This is a genomic window from Sphaerisporangium fuscum, assembly GCF_018531465.1.
Lineage (GTDB): Bacteria > Actinomycetota > Actinomycetes > Streptosporangiales > Streptosporangiaceae > Sphaerisporangium > Sphaerisporangium fuscum.
Window position 1 is genome coordinate 206,858 of the sequence record NZ_JAHDTF010000004.1, and the last position, 15,970, is coordinate 222,827.

The following is a 15,970-nucleotide window of genomic DNA, read 5'->3' on the forward strand; positions in this document are numbered from 1 at the left end:
CTCGGCTCCGGATCAGGACACCCGTTGTTTCCAAGGAGGCCGGCAGTGGTTCCCGCCTGGGCGTCTTCTTCCCGGCATGACGGAGCCGCGGCCGGAAGTGGTCCGGCCGCGGCTCGTCGCCTTCGGCCTCAGGCGGCCATCTTCAGCGGTTCGCGCTCCTCGATCGGTGCGTGGATCTCGGACATCGCCCCCTGCGGCCGCGGCAGGAAGCGGGCGGCCACCGAGATGAGCACGCCGAGGACGACGGCGATGCCCAGGGCGACCCGCAGGGTGGCGGCGTTGCTGACGAAGCCGATCACGACGGGGCCGAGGAGCAGGCCCGCGTACCCCATCGCGCCGGTCTGGGCGATCGCCGGACCCGGGGTGGCGGTGGCCGTGCCGGCGAGGGAGATCGTCGTGGGGGACACCATGGCGACGGTCAGGCCGATGAGCACCATGCCGGCCACGGCGATCACCGTCGACGACGTCGTGACGACGAGGGCGAAGGTCACGGCCGTACCGAGGCCCGAGGCCATCAGCAGGCGGCGGGCCCCCAGTCGCGTACGCAGCCGGTCACCGCTGAGCCGCGCGGCCAGCATGCCCCCCTCGAAGATCGGGTAGCCGAGGGCGGCGACCGCCTCCGGGGTGCCGAGGGTGTTCCGCAGGAACAGGCCGTTCCAGTCGGCGATGGCCCCCTCGACCATGAAGGCCCCGAACGCGATCGCGCCGAGCAGGTACACCACGGGCGGCATCCGCCGCTTCGCCGCGCCGGCCGCCGGGGCGGCGGCGACGGGGTCCGGCAGGAAGCCGCGGCTCAGCACGTACGCCAGCGGCGCCGACACCACGGCCACCGCCGCGAGGTTCGCGGTGAACGACAGTCCGGCGGTGATCGCCACGGTGCCGAGGACACCGGCCAGCATGGCGCCCACGCACCAGCCGGCGTGCATGCCGTTCATCAGCGGACGGCCGTAGGCGCGCTCCACCGTCGAGCCCTGGGCGTTCATGGCCACGTCCACGGCGCCGAAGAACATGCCGAACAGCGCCGCCGCGGCGATCAGCCACGGGAACGACGGGGCGTAGGCCACGCCGAGCAGTGAGACGGCACAGAGAGGGGCTCCGACCCGCAGGACGGCGCGGCTGCCCGCCCGTGCCATCACGCCGCGCATGGACTGCATGGACACCAGTGCCCCGAGCCCCCATGCGAGGAGCACGACACCGACCGAGGCCTCGGATATGCCGAGTTTCTCGGTCAGCGCGGGGATGCGCACGGTGAACGTGCCGCACATCAGGCCGGCGAGGACGAAGGCGAGGATCGCCCGCACGCGGGCGTTCCTCAGGTCGCGGGTCATCAAAGCTTCCTTTCCAGTTGGTACTACGGGGGAGGTGGGGGGTTTGGGGGATTGGTGGGGGGCTGGGGGTGTGGGCAGTGCGTGGGGAGGTGCGGGTCCGGACGGTGGCCCGCTCGGCCCGGAGGCCGCCGTACCGCTGCTCCGCCCTCTCCACGACAGAGAGATCCTTGCGGGACGATTCCGCTCAACTTCGTCTGATGTCCGTAAATTTCATGAAATTCAGGACAGAAGAGAGTGAATCGCACCACAGAGGCCCGACGGAGTCCGGGGAAGCGCCCTTCCTCCCCCCGTCACCGTCCACGCCAACACCGGACGAATGGCGCCCCTGCTCCCTCCGGTCCCAGTGCCCCCGTCTCGGTGCCGAGGCGGGGCGTCTGCTTCCTTCCGGTCTCAGTGCCCCTGTCTCGGTGCCGAGGTGGGGCGCCTGTTTCCTTCCGGTCTCAGGGCCCCTGTCTCGGTGCCGAGGCGGAGCGTCTGCTTCCCTCCGGTCCCAGTGCCCCCGTCTCGGCGCCGAGGCGGTGGGAACTGGGACGGCGAATCCGGCGCCGTCCTACGGTGGACAAGTTGGCGATCTCCCCAGAGGCAGGCCGACCACGTCACACAGGCAAGCAGTGGCCACGGGGTGTCCGGCGGGCCGCCGTACGGCGGCGCCGGATGCGCCGTACCCCTTCTCGCCGTCGCGGCGCCGATAAGAGACGCCACTGCCGGCGCGGAGGGGCGGACCGGCCGACGGTGTTCCGGGACGGTGGCCGTGTTCCAGAACGCCGGTGGTGTTCCGGGAGGGTGGCCGTTCCGGAAACGTCGGTGGTGTTCCCGGGTGCTGGGGAGCGGGCCGCCGTACCGCTTCTCGCCGTCGCGGCGCCGATAAGAGACGCCACTGCCGGCGTGGAAGGGGGGACCGGCCGCTGGAAGGGCGGCCGCTCCGTGTTCCAGGGCCGTCGCCGGGCGGAGTGGAGGGGGTGGGCCTGGGCTAGTGGGTCACGGGTCGGGGAGCAGGGCGAGGAGGCGGTGGTGCAGTTCCTCGTACTGGGGCTCGTTGTAGAAGTCGGGGTCGTGGGTCACCACGTCCCACAGGCCTTCGCACGCGAGCCGTACGATCTGCGCCGCCATCAGGTCCGGCTCGGACTCCATGCCCTGACGGTGCCAGCGGGCCATCGCCTCGCGGAGGGGAGCCAGCAACTGCGGGTCCCCCGCCGCGCCGGTCACGACGGCCCAGCGTCTCAGGCGTCCACTGCGGATGGCCGCCAATGTGGCAGCCAGGTAGGCCCGCGTGTAGGACGACTCGTCCTGCGTGGCGACGAGCTCGTCGAAGTCGGCGACCAGCCGTTCGATCATGCCCTTGACCAGCGCTTCTTTGCTGTTGAAATGGTAGAGAAGGCCGCCTTTGCTCACGCCGGCCCGCTCGGCCACGGCCGACAGGGTCAGGCACGGGGCCCCCTGCTCGGCCAGCAGCTGTTCCGCCGCGTTCAAAAGCTCATCTCTTCTCACACCCGTAACTATACCGTCCGGACGGTACAGTTCACAACCTGGGTACGCTGGTTAACGCCATGGCTTACCTAGACCACGCGGCGACCACGCCGATGCTCACCGAAGCGATCGAGGCGATGACCGCGCAGCTCGCGCGGGTCGGTAACGCATCGTCCCTCCACGCGGCAGGCCGCCGCACCCGCAGGGTCGTCGAGGAGTCGCGCGAGATCATCGCCGACGCGCTCGGGGCCCGGCCGAGCGAGGTCGTGTTCACCTCCGGAGGTACGGAGGCCGACAACCTCGCCATCAAGGGTCTCTACTGGGCGCGCCACGCCTCCTGTGGAGCCGACCGCATCCTGATCAGCGCCGTCGAGCACCACGCGGCCCTCGACCCCGCCCACTGGCTGGCCGACCACGAGGGCGCCTCGGTCGAGCTGCTGCAGGTCGACGAGTACGGCCGCGTCCACCCCGAGACGCTGCGGGCCGCCATCGAGGCCGACCCCGGCCGGGTGGCCCTCGTCAGCGTCATGTGGGCCAACAACGAGGTCGGCACCGTGCAGCCGATCCCCGAGCTGGTCGCGGTCGCCCACGAGTACGGCATCCCGTTCCACACCGACGCCGTCCAGGCGGTGGGACAGGTGCCGGTGTCGTTCTCGGCATCGGGGGTGGACGCGCTCAGCATGTCGGGGCACAAGCTGGGCGGCCCCATGGGCGTCGGCGCGCTGCTGCTGGCGCGGGGGGTCGATCCGGTGCCCGTGCTGCACGGCGGCGGGCAGGAGCGCGACGTGCGCTCCGGCACCCTCGACACTCCCGCGATCGCCGGGTTCGCGGCCGCCGTGCAGGCCGCCGTGGCACACCGCGACGAGCACGCAGCTAAGCTGACCGCCCTGCGCGACGAGCTGATCATCAGGGTCCGCGAGGCCGTGCCCGATGTCGTCCTCAACGGCCACCCCCGTGAGCGGCTCCCCGGCAACGCCCACTTCTCCTTCCCCGGGTGCGAGGGCGACGCGCTGCTGATGCTGCTCGACGCCAAGGGAGTCGAGTGCTCCACCGGGTCGGCCTGCTCGGCGGGGGTCGCGCAGCCGTCCCACGTGCTGCTCGCCATGGGCGCCGGCGCCGTACGGGCGCGCGGCTCGCTGCGCTTCACCCTGGGGCACACCTCCACGGCGGCCGACGTCGACGAACTGCTCGCGGTGATCGCCCCCGTCGTCGAACGCGCCCGCCGGGCCGGCCTGACGTAGCGCGCCGGCGCCTCCGCCGGGTCGCCGTTCCGCTGTACGGCCGTCGGCTCAGCTGAGGAAGGGGGCGACGGCCAGCCAGCCGGGGTCGGTCGTCACCTCGACGCCGGCCCGGCCTTCCGGCCAGCCGGCGGCCAGCTCCTCCAGGCGGGCCAGGGCATCGCCTTCGGCGTCGGCGTAGACGTGCAGCACGCGGGACCCCTCGGCGCTCACGTGGGCGGCGAGCACGGCCGTGCCCTTCAGCTGATCGAGGAGGGCGGCCAGCCGTTCGTCGAACTCCCCGAGCGCCGCCGCCGACCCGCCGGCGGGCAGCCCGTCGCCGTCGGCCTCGGCGTACGGCAGGACGACCGCGATGTGCCGGTCGAACAGCGGGTGGTCGACCGGCCGCAGGGGATAGCGCACCGTGGCGATCAGCCGCGCCCCGCCGGCCGTCTGGCCTTCCATGAGCGCCCACTGCTCCTGCTGGTATTCGGAGGCGAGGTCGGCGACCACGGCGGGGAGGTGGACGGCGGCCACGGCGTCGATGGGCTGGAAGGCCGCGGCGACGATGTCGCCCACCCACCGCGCCACCTCGTCCTCGCCGATCAGCCAGTCGAGGGCGAGGACCGTGGCCTCCATGCGGGTCTCGTCGTCGAGGTCGGGAAATATCGGGTGGAAGGCCGAGACGTCGATGCGGGGCTGCCCGTTGGGCACCCGCAGGCCGAACACCATCTTCTCCAGGTCGAGCTCGCGTCCGTTCACGTCGATCGTGAGCTCGGCAGGGTTCGGGTGGGCCGGGCGCGACGGGAGGAACTCCCACAGCTCGTCGGCGGGCGGTGCCTGGCGCGCCCAGTGGTGGGCCAGCGGGCGGAGTTCGGGATCGCCGGCGCAGGAGACGATCAAGGCGTGGCGTGCGGCCCTGCCGTGCGTGATGTCCCACTCCAGGCCGGGGTGCATCCCGGCGACGGCCGGCGCGAGCTCCTCGGCGAGCCCCGCGCCGTCACCCGCGTCGAGCAGCGCCTCGACCCTCGGCCGCGCCTGCGCCCACCACGCCCAGAAACCGGCGACCACGTCGTCCGGCCCGCCTTGCTCGCTCGTACGCCCGAACAGTCCCATGGCCCTCGATCCTCCCAGGCCCCGCCCCCGGACGCCAACGCGAGGCGGCCGAGGGATGGGTTCGGATACCTGGCGGGGGTGCGGGGGCGGGTAGTCTCGAGGTGTTATGAGCCTTCGTGTGCTTGCCGCCATGTCGGGCGGCGTCGACTCCGCTGTGGCAGCGGCCCGCATCGCCGAGGCCGGGTACGACGTCACCGGCGTCCACCTGGCGCTTTCCGCCAACCCGCAGTCCTACCGCACGGGCGCGCGCGGCTGCTGCACCCTGGAGGACTCCCGCGACGCCCGGCGCGCCGCCGACGTCATCGGTATCCCCTTCTACGTCTGGGACATGGCCGAGCGGTTCCACCGCGACGTCGTCGAGGACTTCGTCAGCGAATACGCCGCCGGGCGCACGCCCAACCCGTGCCTGCGCTGCAACGAGAAGATCAAGTTTGAGGCGGTGCTCGACCGGGCGCTGGCGCTCGGGTTCGACGCCGTGGCGACCGGCCACCACGCCCGGCTCGAGGACGGCGTGCTGCGCAGGAGCGTCGACGCGGGCAAGGACCAGTCGTACGTCCTCGGCGTCCTCACGCGCGAGCAGCTCTCCCACGCGATCTTCCCGCTGGGTGGCTCCACGAAGGCGGAGGTCCGTGAGGAGGCCGCCAGGCGCGGCCTCACCGTGGCCGACAAGCCCGACAGTCACGACATCTGCTTCATCGCCGACGGCGACACCAGAGGCTTCCTGGCCGAGCGGCTCGGTTCGGAGAAGGGGCCGATCGTCGACGAGTCGGGCGCGGTGATCGGCACGCACAGCGGCGCGTACGGCTTCACCGTGGGCCAGCGCAAGGGGCTCCACATCGACAGGCCCACCCCCGACGGCCGCCCCCGCTACGTGCTGTCGATCGAGCCGGTGTCCAACACCGTGACGGTCGGCCCGCGATCGTCCCTGGCGGTCACCTCGATCGTGGCCGAGCGGCCGGTCTGGAACGGGCCGCTGCCCGAGCCGTACGAGCCGCTGGCCTGCCAGGTGCAGCTGCGGGCCCACGGCGAGGTGTACGGCTGCCGGGCGCAGCTCTCGGGCGGAGTGCTGCACGTCGAGCTCGACACCCCGGCGACGGGTGTGGCGGCCGGCCAGGCGGCCGTCCTCTACGGCGACGACGTCGTCCTCGGATCCGCCACCATCACCTCGTCCTCCTGACGTCCTCCGGGGCCGGGCCCTCGGTCACCCGGCCGGGCCGGCCCGCGAGGAGCGCGAGCCGCACGCCGAGCGGGCCGGGCCCTCGATCACACGGGCGGGCCCGGCTCTCAGCTTCACCGCCGCCGTACCGCGTCGTCCCGCCGTTCTTCCGCGCGGTCCGCCGGGGCGTCGGTCAGCCGGGCAGGACCACGCTCTCGCCGGTCCTCAGGCGGCGGAAGTCGGCGTGCTGCGCCTCGCCGCGCCGGGCGAGGGTGCTGTCGACCAGCATCAGCCCGATGTCGTTGGCCAGGCCGTCGTGGATCGAGTAGGCCCGCTCGGGAGCCACCTCGCGCAGGTAGTCGACCATCTCGGCGGCCTTCATCCACGGACCGCCGGTGGGCGTGAGGAGCGTGCCCACGGGCTGTCCGGGCACCGTGAACGCGTCGCCGGGGTGGAAGACCTCGCCGTCGACGAGGAAGCCGATGTTCTGCACCACGGGGACGTCGAAGGCGATCCGGGCGTGGTCGCGGCCGGCCACCCCGACCTCGAAACCCGCCGCGGTGAACGAGTCGCCCTCGCCGACGATGTTGACCTTGCTGCTCAGGCCTTCAAGCTTCTCGGCGACCGAGGAGCAGGTCCAGATCTCCACGCCGGATCCGAGGGTGGCGAGGCGCTGGACCTCCAGGTGGTCGAAGTGCTCGTGGGTGATGAGCACGGCGTCCGCCCCTTGGAGGGCCGACTCCTCGGTCAGGCCCCCGGGGTCGATGACGAGGGTCGAGCCGTCCTTCTCCAGCCGGACGCACGCGTGGCCGTGTTTGGTGAGCTTCATCCTCCCATCATCGCCCTGTGGAGATCCCGCGCCCGGACGGGGCTCACGTACGGTCCGCCGTACGGCTGGTGGAACCGGGTGCCGCCGGGAGTCCCTAAGCTTGCGCCTCGTGAGCGAGTTTCCCTGGAGTGCGGCGAGCGCGACCGGGGTGGGGTCCCACCCCGGCGACGACCATGTCGAGTCCCTGCGCGTGGTGTTCGGCGAGCTGCCCGACCTGCCCTACCTTCCCGAGCTCCCCGATCGCGGCGTCGGCGCCGACATGATCGGGCGGACGGCGTCGCTGCTGGTCGAGCTGCCGGTCACCGTGCAGCCGTCCGGCTGGCGGTTCACCGACCGGCCGGGGCGCGACCTGCGGCGGGCCGTCAGCCACCTGACCCGCGACCTCGACGCGCTCGAGGAGGTCGCGCAGGGGTACGAAGGGCCGCTCAAGATCCAGGTCTGCGGGCCGTGGACGCTCGCCGCGTCGATCGAGCTGCGGCACGGCGACAAGACGCTGGCGGACCCGGGTGCGGTGCGTGACCTGACCGACTCCCTGGCCGAAGGGCTGGCCGCCCACATGGCCGACGTCCGTGCCAGGGTGCCCGGCGCGCGGCTGATCGTCCAGCTCGACGAGCCCGGCCTGCCCGGGGTGCTCGCCGGCACCGTGCCGACCGCGTCCGGCTTCGGCAGGCTCGCCGCCGTGGAGGCCCCGGTGGCGGCCGAGCGGCTGCGGGCCGTGCTGCCCGCCGACGCGTTCACGATCGTGCACTGCTGCGCGCCCGGCGTGCCGTACGGCGTGCTGCGCGAGGCGGGCGTCAACGGGGTCTCGCTGGACATGGGCCTGCTGCGGCGCAGGGAAGAGGACGCCGTCGGGGAGGCGATCGAGGCGGGCATCGCCCTGTTCCTCGGCGTGGTCCCCGGCACCGACACCCGGCTGCCGGACATCGGCGTGGTCGCCAAGCCGGCCGTCGAGCTGTGGCGGCGTCTCGGCTTCGGCCCCGCGCGGCTCGCCGAGCAGGTCGTGCTCACGCCGTCGTGCGGGCTCGCCGGGGCCTCTCCGGCGTACGCCAGGACGGCCCTGGCCCGCTGCCGTGAGGCCGCGCGCGTCCTGCGCGAGGACCCCGGCGACGAATAGCGCCCGGCCAGTGGGGTGCAAGCGCCCTCAAGTCCATTGCAAGGGTGACGGCTTATCTCTTGATGTGCACGAATATCGACAGATCAGGAGAAAGTCATGCGTAACGCTTCTCGTGTGCTGCTGGGTCTCGCCACCGCCGCCGTGCTCGGCCTCGGCCTGCCGGCCGCCGCGTCCGCCTCGACGGCGAAGGCCGCCGACAAGTGGTCATGGGGCCCGACCGCCTCGTCCGATACCAAGGGCTGGGCCGGCGGCGAGATCAGGACCACCCGCTCCGGCCTGCGGATCAGTGGCGACCTGTACGACGCGGGCGGCGCGCGCACGTGCTCGTGGCTGAAGATCAAGTGGCTGACGGACAAGGGTAAGTACCGCACCGCGACCTTCAAGAACTGCGACCAGGTCACGCCGCGGTCCTTCCACGTCAACGCCGGCTACATGATCAGCTCCGAGGCGAAGGTCTGCCGGGGCACCTCCACGAGGATCACCGGCAAGTGCTCCCACTGGGAAGGCGTGTGGGCCCAGGGCGGCTGACCCGCTCACCGCGGCCGTAACCGGAAGGACGGCCGGTGGGGAGCGCCGCGAACGCGAAAGCCTCTCGTGTAGAAATGTCGGTGGGGGATGGCATGGTGGAGGTAACGATTCCCCAGGTAGACCGCCCACGCGGGGGCGCGAGCACTCGCCGCTGCCCGTAGCGTTCTCCCTGGGGTCGGACGACGAGGGGAGACGGCAGCATGGGTGCCGAGGTCGAGGGCGTGCCGGCGAGCGCGCTGGAGCGCCACGCCGAGCTGGCGGAGCTGGCCGACGAGGCCAACTGGCGTTACTACGTGCTCGACGCGCCCACCGTGAGCGACGGGGAGTACGACTCCTGGATGCGCGAGCTGCGCGAGCTCGAGGAGGCCCACCCGAGCCTCCGCACCCCCGACTCGCCCACCCAGAAGGTCGGGGCGCCGATCTCCACCGAGTTCACCCCGGTGCAGCACCTCAGGCGCCTCGAAAGCCTCGACAACGCCTTCAACGACGCCGACCTCGCGGGCTGGCAGGCCAGGGCCGAGCGCATGCTGGAGATCGACCCGGCGCCCTACCTCTGCGAGCTCAAGATCGACGGCCTCGCCATCGCCCTGGTGTACGAGAAGGGCAGGCTGGTCCGGGGTGCCACGCGCGGCGACGGGCGCATCGGCGACGACGTCACCGCCAACGTCCGCACCATCGCCAACATCCCCCACCGGCTCACCGGCGACGGCGTGCCCGACCTGCTCGAGGTCCGCGGCGAGGTCTTCCTGCCCGTCGAGGGCTTCGAGAAGCTCAACGAGCAGCTCGTCGCCGCCGGCAAGCCGCCGTTCGCCAACCCGCGCAACTCCGCCGCCGGGTCGCTGCGGCAGAAGGACCCCCGCGTCACCGCCCAGCGCGCGCTACGCATGATCTGCCACGGCGTCGGCACCTGGGAGGGCGGCGCGCCGCTCCCCGCCAGCCAGTCGGGCGTGTACGACAAGCTCAAGGAGTTCGGGCTGCCGGTCAGCGACACCTTCCGGGTCGTCAAGAGCCTGAGCGAGATCAACGACTTCATCGAGTACTACCGGCAGCACCGCCACGACCCCGAATACGAGATCGACGGCGTCGTGGTGAAGATCGACCGCATCGAGCTGCAGCGGCAGCTCGGGTCGACCTCGCGGGCTCCGCGGTGGGCCATCGCCTTCAAGTACCCGCCCGAGGAGGTCAACACCAAGCTCCTCGACATCCAGGTCGGCGTCGGCCGCACGGGCCGCATCACGCCGTACGGCGTGATGAAGCCGGTCGTCGTCGCGGGGTCCACCGTCGAGCGGGCCACCCTGCACAACGCCTCCGAGGTCGTGCGCAAGGGCGTCCTCATCGGCGACACGGTGGTGCTCCGCAAGGCCGGCGACGTCATCCCCGAGATCGTCGGGCCCGTGGTGGCGCTGCGCGACGGCGGCGAGCGCGAGTTCGTGATGCCGACCCACTGCCCCGAGTGCGGCACCGAGCTCCGGCGCATGAAGGAAGCCGACGTCGACATCCGCTGCCCGAACGCCCGTTCCTGCCCCGCGCAGCTCCGCGAGCGCATCTTCTTCGCGGCCGGCCGGGGCGCGTTCGACATCGAGGGCCTCGGGTACGTCGCCGCCACCGCCCTCACCGCCCCGCTGCCCCCGCAGGAGCCTCCGGTCCGCACCGAGGCCGACCTGTTCGACCTCACGATCGATCGGCTGCTGCCGATCAAGTCCGTGGTCCGCGACCAGGACACCGGCCTGCCCAAGACCGACCCGGAGACCGGCGAGCCCAAGGTCGTCACCTTCTTCGCCAACCTCAGCGGCGAGCCCAGCAAGAACGCCGAGCGCATGATGGAGGAGCTCGAGAAGGCCAAGTCGCAGCCGCTCTGGCGGGTGCTGGTCGCCCTGTCGATCCGCCACGTCGGGCCGACGGCCGCGCAGGCCCTGGCCTCGGCGTTCCTCTCCCTCGACCGCATCTTCGGCGCCTCCGAGGAGGAGCTGGCCGTCGTCGAGGGGGTCGGCCCGACCATCGCCGCCTCCATCCGGGAGTGGTACGCCGAAGACTGGCACCGCGAGATCGTCGACCGCTGGCGCGCGGCGGGGGTCCGCATGGAGGACGAGCCTCCGACCGGGCAGGGGCCACAGGTCCTCGCCGGGCTCACCCTGGTCGTGACGGGCACGCTCGCGGGCTTCTCCCGCGACGAGGCCGGCGAGGCCATCCAGGCACGCGGCGGCAAGGTGACCGGCTCGGTCTCCAAGAAGACCGACTTCCTGGTCGCCGGTGAGAACGCCGGGTCCAAGTACGACAAGGCGCTGAAGCTCGGTGTCCCCATCCTCGACGAGGAAGCCTTCCGCGCCCTCCTCGACCACGGCCCCGAAGCCGTCACCCCCGCGGAGGAGGCCGCCGACTCCCAGGAAACCGCAGAGTCCTGAACGGCCGGGAGGGTGGCTCTCAGGCCGGGGTGTCGCCGAGGGATTCCAGCAGGGCGCGGAGGGCGGTGGCGAGCGTCTCACGCTCGGACGGGGGCAGCGCTGAGAGCAGGCGGTGCTCGGTGGCGACGTGGTCGGGCAGGGCCCGGTCGATGAGCGCGTGGCCCTCGCCGGTGAGGGCCACGAGCACGCTGCGGCCGTCCGATTCGCTCGGGGTGCGCGTCACCAGGCCCCGGGCCTCCAGGCGGTCGAGGCGCTGGGTGATGGCCCCCGAGGTGACCATGGCCGAGCGCATCAGCTCGGCCGGGGTGAGGCGGTACGGCGGCCCGCTGCGGCGCAGGGTCGCCAGCACGTCGAACGACGCCGAGTCGAGCCCGTGCTCGCCGAACGTGCGCCGCAGTTCGCCGCTGATCAGCTGGGTGAGCCGCGAGAGGCGTCCGATCACCGCCATCGGGGAGACGTCCAGATCGGGACGTTCCGCTGCCCACTGCTCCAGCACATGATCGACGTGATCTCCCACCGTCCCAGCCTATTGATTTCCGGTGACCGCGTACTCCGGTATTCGCCTCCGGAAGCCCGGCTCCGTGGGTGACGGGGGACGGCAGGAGCCCGGCCGCTCAGGGGCACGCGCTCCGCGACGAACGCGAGAGGGCGGAGAAGCCCCGCCGTTTCAGCTCACGCGCTCCGCGACGAACACGAACTCGCGTCCCGGGCGATCAGGGGCTTCCCGCACGTCCAGCACCCGGTAGCCGGTGGTGGCCAGGCTCGTCTCCACCTCGTCCCGGTCACGGAACCTGAGCGTCGAGTCCGAGGTGACGACGCCGCCGTCAGCCAGGAACCGGTAGGTGTAGCGGAAGGAGACCAACGGCAGGCTCACGCCGGTCACCTCGAAACGCCGCTCGACCGGTCCGACGCCCGGGACGTCGAGGGTGACGGGGGCGGTGTCGGCGGCCCATTCCTCCCAGGCCCGGAATCCGGGGCGCCTGGTCTCGAACACCAGGTGACCTCCCGATCGGAGCGCGGCGTGGACGCCTCGGAGGGTCCGCGACCAGTCGTCGTCGGTCACGAACACCTGCGCCACGTTTCCTGTCATGACGGCGAGATCGGCGCCGAGCGCGGGAAGCGCCGTGGCGTCGCCGTGGACCCAGGTGATCCTTCCGGTCCGATCCTTCGACTTCGCGACCTCGAGGGACGCTTCGGCCGGATCGACGCCCACGACCGTGCGGCCGCTGCCGGCGAGCAGGATCGCCAGGCACCCTGTGCCGCAACCGATGTCGAGGACGTGGCGTGCCCCGAGCTCGCCGGCGATGGTGAGGTAGGCGGCCAGGTCGTCGCGGTCCCCGTCGAAGGCGTCGTAGACGGGGGCGAGCCGAGGGTGGGCGAAGATCGCATCAGGCACCCGGAAACCTTATGGCCGTCGAGCGTTCCGGGCGGCTCGAACAGCACGCCCAGAGCGGGGGATTGCTTAGTAGTGAGATAAATCTCCGTCCAAGTCTGGTGGATTAGCTTAGCGCTGAGGTACTTTGTCTTAGTGCTAAGCAATCGATTCGGGACGCTCCTCGTGACCGCGCTGGCCCCCGCCGTCTGGGGGACCACCTACCTCGTCACCACCGAGCTGCTGCCGCCGGGGCGGCCGTTGCTGGCGGCGGTGGTGCGGGCCCTGCCCGCCGGTGTCCTGCTCGTCCTCCTCACCCGGCGGCTGCCGCACGGCGACTGGTGGTGGCGGGCGCTCGTCCTGGGCGCGCTGAACATCGGCGCGTTCTTCGCCCTGCTCTTCGTCGCCGCCTACCGCCTGCCCGGCGGGGTCGCCGCGACCGTCGGGGCCGTGCAGCCCCTCCTGGTCGCCGTCCTCGCCTCGGGCCTGCTCGGCGAGCGGCTCACCGCCCGCTCGCTGATCGCCGGCGTCGCCGGGGTGGCGGGCGTGAGCCTGCTCGTCCTGCGGGCCGGCGCGCGCCTGGACGCCCTGGGCGTCGCCGCCGCCCTCGGCGGGGCGGCCGTCATGGCCGCCGGAGTGGTCCTCAGCAAGCGGTGGACCTCGCCCGCGCCGCTGCTCGCGACCACCGGATGGCAGCTCGTGGCGGGCGGCCTGCTGCTGCTCCCGGTCGCCTTCCTGGTGGAAGGGCCGCCCCCCGCCACGCTGACCGCGGCCAACCTGGCCGGCTACGGCTACCTCACGCTCATCGGCGCCGCCCTCGCCTACGCCCTGTGGTTCCGGGGGATCCGCGCCCTGTCACCCACCCATGTCACCTTCCTCGGCCTGCTCAGCCCCGTGGTCGCCACCACGCTCGGCTGGCTCGTCCTCGGCCAGGAGCTCACGGTGGCGCAGATCGCCGGAGCGGTGGTCGTCCTGGCCGCCCTCGTCGCGGCACAGACCCAGAACACCCGCCGCCAGGCGGCCGAGAAGCCCGCAGCCGTCCCGCACACCACCGCGTGACGGCGACCGACCGGAAGGAACCTGAGAGCGATGCGCATCACCGTCTTCGGAGCGGCGGGGAACGTGGGACGCCGCGTGGTCGCCGAGGCACTGTCCCGGGGCCACGAGGTCACCGCCGTGGTCCGCGATCCGGCCCGCTTCGGCGAGGTGCCCCCGGGCGCCCACCTCCGCGCCGGTGACGCGGCGGACCTCGAGCACGTGGCCGAGCTGAGCGCCGGCCAGGACGTCGTCATCACCGCCACCCGTCCGGTACCCGGACACGAGGACGAGCTCGTCACCGCCACCAAGACCCTGCTCGCGGGGGTGGCGCGGACCGGCGTACGGCTGCTGGTCGTCGGCGGCGCGGCCACCCTCACCGTCCCCGGCGGCGGCACGGTGGTCGACACGCCGGACTTCCCCGCGGACTGGCGGCCCATCGCACTGGCCTGCACCGGACAGCTGGAGGCCTGCCGGGCCGCCGAGGACGGGGTCGACTGGGCCTACCTGAGCCCGCCCGCCCTGCTCGAACCGGGGGAGCGCACCGGCGCCTACCGCGTCGGCGGGGACGACCTGCTGGTGGGCGCCGACGGCGAGTCGAGGATCTCCATGGAGGACTTCGCCGTGGCCCTGCTGGACGAGGCGGAACGCCCCCGGCACCACCGCACCAGGTTCACCGTCGGCTACTGACCGTCAGCATGCGGCTGACCTCGCCCGTCTCGTCGTCCACGAGGTCACGGACGTCCTCGTACCCGAGCCGCCGGAGCAGCGCCAGGGACGCCGAGTTGTCCGGATCGACGGTCGCGTGCACGGCGTCGAGCCCCAGCGTCTCCAGGCCGTGCGCCGTGACCGCCTCGGCGACCTCGCCGCCGAGGCCCCGCCCCCAGGCCTCCGGCACGAGCGCGTAGACGATCTCGTGCCCGTCGACCTGCGCGTTGGGACTCGGCTTGATCTCGGCGTGGCCGACGTACGTCTCGCCCTCCCACACCGCCCAGATGTCCCAGGTGACGGTGTTGCCCGGAAGGAAGGCGCGCCGGAAGAGCGTCCGGGCGTCAACGTCCGGCATCCCCATCCACCGGGTCACCGCCTCGTCGCCGAAGAGCCGGACGAAGGCGTCCTCGTCCTGGGGGACGTAGGGCTTGAGCAGCAGGCGGGCGGTGCGCAGAGCAGGGGACACGCGGGCGAAGCTACACGGGCCCGAATGCCGGGCGCCAATCATTTCCCCTCGGCCGCGTCGCTTCTGGCGGCCACGCGCCAGGCCAGGATCAGGACGACGACCGCCGCCGCGCCGAGCACGACGTTGCCGGTCAGGTCGAGCGACGGCGGGACGCCGTCCGCCTCCGGGCGGTTCGGGAAGGCCGCCCACACGTACGTCAGGGCGGCGCCGGCCGCCAGCGCGAAGCGGTGCCGCGCTCCCCAGCCGCGGCGGCGCGACCAGCGGTGGACGATCAGCACGCCGGCCACGACCAGGAGGAACCACAGCGCGATCCCGGCCCAGTCGTACCAGTCGGCCGTAACCAGCACCGCGGGCCCCCACCAGGCGCTGGTCACCAGGAGCGCCGCCGCGCCGACGAGGGCCGGGGACGGTGCGGGGGCGCCCGCCTCGGGGACCGGCCGCGAGGGGAGGCGGAACGCGAGCACCACCAGGCCGAGGATGACGACGGCGGCTTCGATCTCCTGGGCGGGAGGGGCGACGAAGTGCGCCTCGGCGTAGTTGCCGAGGAACACCACGACCGCGCCGGACGCGAACACGGCCGCGGTCACCGTCAGTCCCAGCCGCCCCAGCCAGGGGGTGGTCCGCCGGCGGGGGACGAACGTCTCCACGATCGCGATCGGGACGCACATGCTCCACACCACGTGCAGCGCGAGGACCGTCTGGACGACCTCGACGCTGGTGCCCAGCGCCGGCACGTACGAGACCCCGTGCAGGTAGTCGTGACCGGCGTAGGAGTCGTTCCACAGCAGTTGGTCGACCGGCCCCTCCTCGAACAGCGCGTACGCCGCCGCGAGCGGCACCATCGTCGGCCACCCGCGGCCGGCGCGGCGGGCCGCCTCGCGGATGAGGAGCGCCCCGCCGCCGTACAGCAGCGCGAAGAACGGCAGCGCCGGGAGCAACGTGATCGGGACGTTCCCCAGCAGGAACTCCCCGACCAGCGGGGCGAGGAAGAACAGCCCTGCGACGGGCGCGAGGCGGCGCAGGGTCCCGGCGGGCGCGGGCTTCCCGGATGCCGCGTGACCTGGCCTTCCGGGCCGTTCACCGGTCGGCGTCCCCGGCGGGGCGCCGATGCCGGGAGGGAGAGTCTCGTCGGTGGCGGAGTGGTGACCTTCGCTCATGAGCCGAAGCTAGGACGCCAGGATCGTCCTGCGGATCGGCCGACGGCATGGGCCGCCCCGGCCGAGGTCTCC

At 72.6% G+C, this 15,970-nt stretch carries 15 protein-coding genes; 7 read left to right on the forward strand and 8 right to left on the reverse strand.

Annotated elements, in window-relative coordinates:
• Positions 1-128 precede the first annotated feature (128 nt).
• Both KIK05_RS05955 and KIK05_RS05960 read right to left on the reverse strand, forming a co-directional pair.
• Complete coding sequence (locus KIK05_RS05955; protein ID WP_214409533.1) at positions 129-1,328, reverse strand: MFS transporter; 1,200 nt, start codon at positions 1,326-1,328, stop codon at positions 129-131.
• A gap of 978 nt (positions 1,329-2,306) precedes the next feature.
• Complete coding sequence (locus tag KIK05_RS05960; protein ID WP_214409534.1) at positions 2,307-2,816, reverse strand: TetR/AcrR family transcriptional regulator; 510 nt, start codon at positions 2,814-2,816, stop codon at positions 2,307-2,309.
• 59 nt (positions 2,817-2,875) lie between these two features.
• Here KIK05_RS05960 and KIK05_RS05965 point away from each other — a divergent pair, with 59 nt between their 5' ends.
• On the forward strand, positions 2,876-4,036 hold the full coding sequence (locus KIK05_RS05965; protein ID WP_214409535.1) for a cysteine desulfurase family protein: 1,161 nt from the start codon (positions 2,876-2,878) through the stop codon (positions 4,034-4,036).
• A gap of 48 nt (positions 4,037-4,084) precedes the next feature.
• Here KIK05_RS05965 and KIK05_RS05970 read toward each other — a convergent pair whose 3' ends face one another.
• Positions 4,085-5,128 (reverse strand): DUF695 domain-containing protein, encoded by a 1,044-nt coding sequence (locus KIK05_RS05970; protein WP_214409536.1) that lies wholly within the window; start codon positions 5,126-5,128, stop codon positions 4,085-4,087.
• A 106-nt stretch (positions 5,129-5,234) separates the two neighbouring features.
• Here KIK05_RS05970 and mnmA point away from each other — a divergent pair, with 106 nt between their 5' ends.
• On the forward strand, positions 5,235-6,305 hold the full coding sequence (gene mnmA, locus KIK05_RS05975) for a tRNA 2-thiouridine(34) synthase MnmA (RefSeq protein ID WP_214409537.1): 1,071 nt from the start codon (positions 5,235-5,237) through the stop codon (positions 6,303-6,305).
• 172 nt (positions 6,306-6,477) lie between these two features.
• Here mnmA and KIK05_RS05980 read toward each other — a convergent pair whose 3' ends face one another.
• Complete coding sequence (locus KIK05_RS05980; RefSeq protein ID WP_214409538.1) at positions 6,478-7,113, reverse strand: MBL fold metallo-hydrolase; 636 nt, start codon at positions 7,111-7,113, stop codon at positions 6,478-6,480.
• 109 nt (positions 7,114-7,222) lie between these two features.
• On the opposite strand from KIK05_RS05980, the gene KIK05_RS05985 reads away from it, so the two are divergent.
• The 3 genes from KIK05_RS05985 to ligA all read left to right on the forward strand — a co-directional run bounded on the left by KIK05_RS05985 (position 7,223) and on the right by ligA (position 11,157).
• Positions 7,223-8,227: a methionine synthase gene (locus tag KIK05_RS05985; protein WP_214409539.1), complete on the forward strand. Its 1,005-nt coding sequence runs from the start codon at positions 7,223-7,225 to the stop codon at positions 8,225-8,227.
• A 96-nt stretch (positions 8,228-8,323) separates the two neighbouring features.
• Entirely contained in the window at positions 8,324-8,755 is a 432-nt protein-coding gene (locus KIK05_RS05990; protein WP_214409540.1) for a hypothetical protein, read from the forward strand.
• A 200-nt stretch (positions 8,756-8,955) separates the two neighbouring features.
• On the forward strand, positions 8,956-11,157 hold the full coding sequence (gene ligA, locus KIK05_RS05995) for an NAD-dependent DNA ligase LigA (protein WP_214409541.1): 2,202 nt from the start codon (positions 8,956-8,958) through the stop codon (positions 11,155-11,157).
• A 19-nt stretch (positions 11,158-11,176) separates the two neighbouring features.
• On the opposite strand, the gene KIK05_RS06000 is transcribed toward ligA, so the two are convergent.
• Positions 11,177-11,674, reverse strand: coding sequence for a MarR family winged helix-turn-helix transcriptional regulator (locus KIK05_RS06000; RefSeq protein ID WP_214409542.1), 498 nt, complete (start codon positions 11,672-11,674; stop codon positions 11,177-11,179).
• Between the two features lie 150 nt (positions 11,675-11,824).
• Entirely contained in the window at positions 11,825-12,553 is a 729-nt protein-coding gene (locus tag KIK05_RS06005; protein WP_214409543.1) for a class I SAM-dependent methyltransferase, read from the reverse strand.
• A gap of 132 nt (positions 12,554-12,685) precedes the next feature.
• On the opposite strand from KIK05_RS06005, the gene KIK05_RS06010 reads away from it, so the two are divergent.
• Complete coding sequence (locus tag KIK05_RS06010; RefSeq protein WP_214409544.1) at positions 12,686-13,588, forward strand: EamA family transporter; 903 nt, start codon at positions 12,686-12,688, stop codon at positions 13,586-13,588.
• A gap of 30 nt (positions 13,589-13,618) precedes the next feature.
• The gene (locus KIK05_RS06015) at positions 13,619-14,254 is read left to right on the forward strand and encodes an NAD(P)-dependent oxidoreductase (protein ID WP_214409545.1); all 636 of its coding nucleotides are present in this window, start codon (positions 13,619-13,621) and stop codon (positions 14,252-14,254) included.
• Here KIK05_RS06015 and KIK05_RS06020 read toward each other — a convergent pair.
• Positions 14,238-14,741, reverse strand: a complete 504-nt coding sequence (locus KIK05_RS06020) for a GNAT family N-acetyltransferase (RefSeq protein ID WP_214409546.1) — start codon at positions 14,739-14,741, stop codon at positions 14,238-14,240. The two genes, KIK05_RS06015 and KIK05_RS06020, sit on opposite strands and share 17 nt — an antisense overlap.
• Positions 14,742-14,779: 38 nt before the next feature.
• Entirely contained in the window at positions 14,780-15,898 is a 1,119-nt protein-coding gene (locus KIK05_RS06025) for a hypothetical protein (RefSeq protein ID WP_214409547.1), read from the reverse strand.
• Positions 15,899-15,970 lie beyond the last annotated feature (72 nt).

Excerpts from the sequence above, each read along its gene's own strand:
- KIK05_RS05955 (WP_214409533.1), bottom strand. The coding sequence starts at position 1,328 with ATGACCCGCGACCTGAGGAACGCCCGCGTGCGGGCGATCCTCGCCTTC.
- KIK05_RS05965 (WP_214409535.1), top strand. The coding sequence starts at position 2,876 with ATGGCTTACCTAGACCACGCGGCGACCACGCCGATGCTCACCGAAGCG.
- KIK05_RS05970 (WP_214409536.1), bottom strand. The coding sequence starts at position 5,128 with ATGGGACTGTTCGGGCGTACGAGCGAGCAAGGCGGGCCGGACGACGTG.
- mnmA (WP_214409537.1), top strand. The coding sequence starts at position 5,235 with ATGAGCCTTCGTGTGCTTGCCGCCATGTCGGGCGGCGTCGACTCCGCT.
- KIK05_RS05980 (WP_214409538.1), bottom strand. The coding sequence starts at position 7,113 with ATGAAGCTCACCAAACACGGCCACGCGTGCGTCCGGCTGGAGAAGGAC.
- KIK05_RS05990 (WP_214409540.1), top strand. The coding sequence starts at position 8,324 with ATGCGTAACGCTTCTCGTGTGCTGCTGGGTCTCGCCACCGCCGCCGTG.
- ligA (WP_214409541.1), top strand. The coding sequence starts at position 8,956 with ATGGGTGCCGAGGTCGAGGGCGTGCCGGCGAGCGCGCTGGAGCGCCAC.
- KIK05_RS06015 (WP_214409545.1), top strand. The coding sequence starts at position 13,619 with ATGCGCATCACCGTCTTCGGAGCGGCGGGGAACGTGGGACGCCGCGTG.
- KIK05_RS06025 (WP_214409547.1), bottom strand. The coding sequence starts at position 15,898 with ATGAGCGAAGGTCACCACTCCGCCACCGACGAGACTCTCCCTCCCGGC.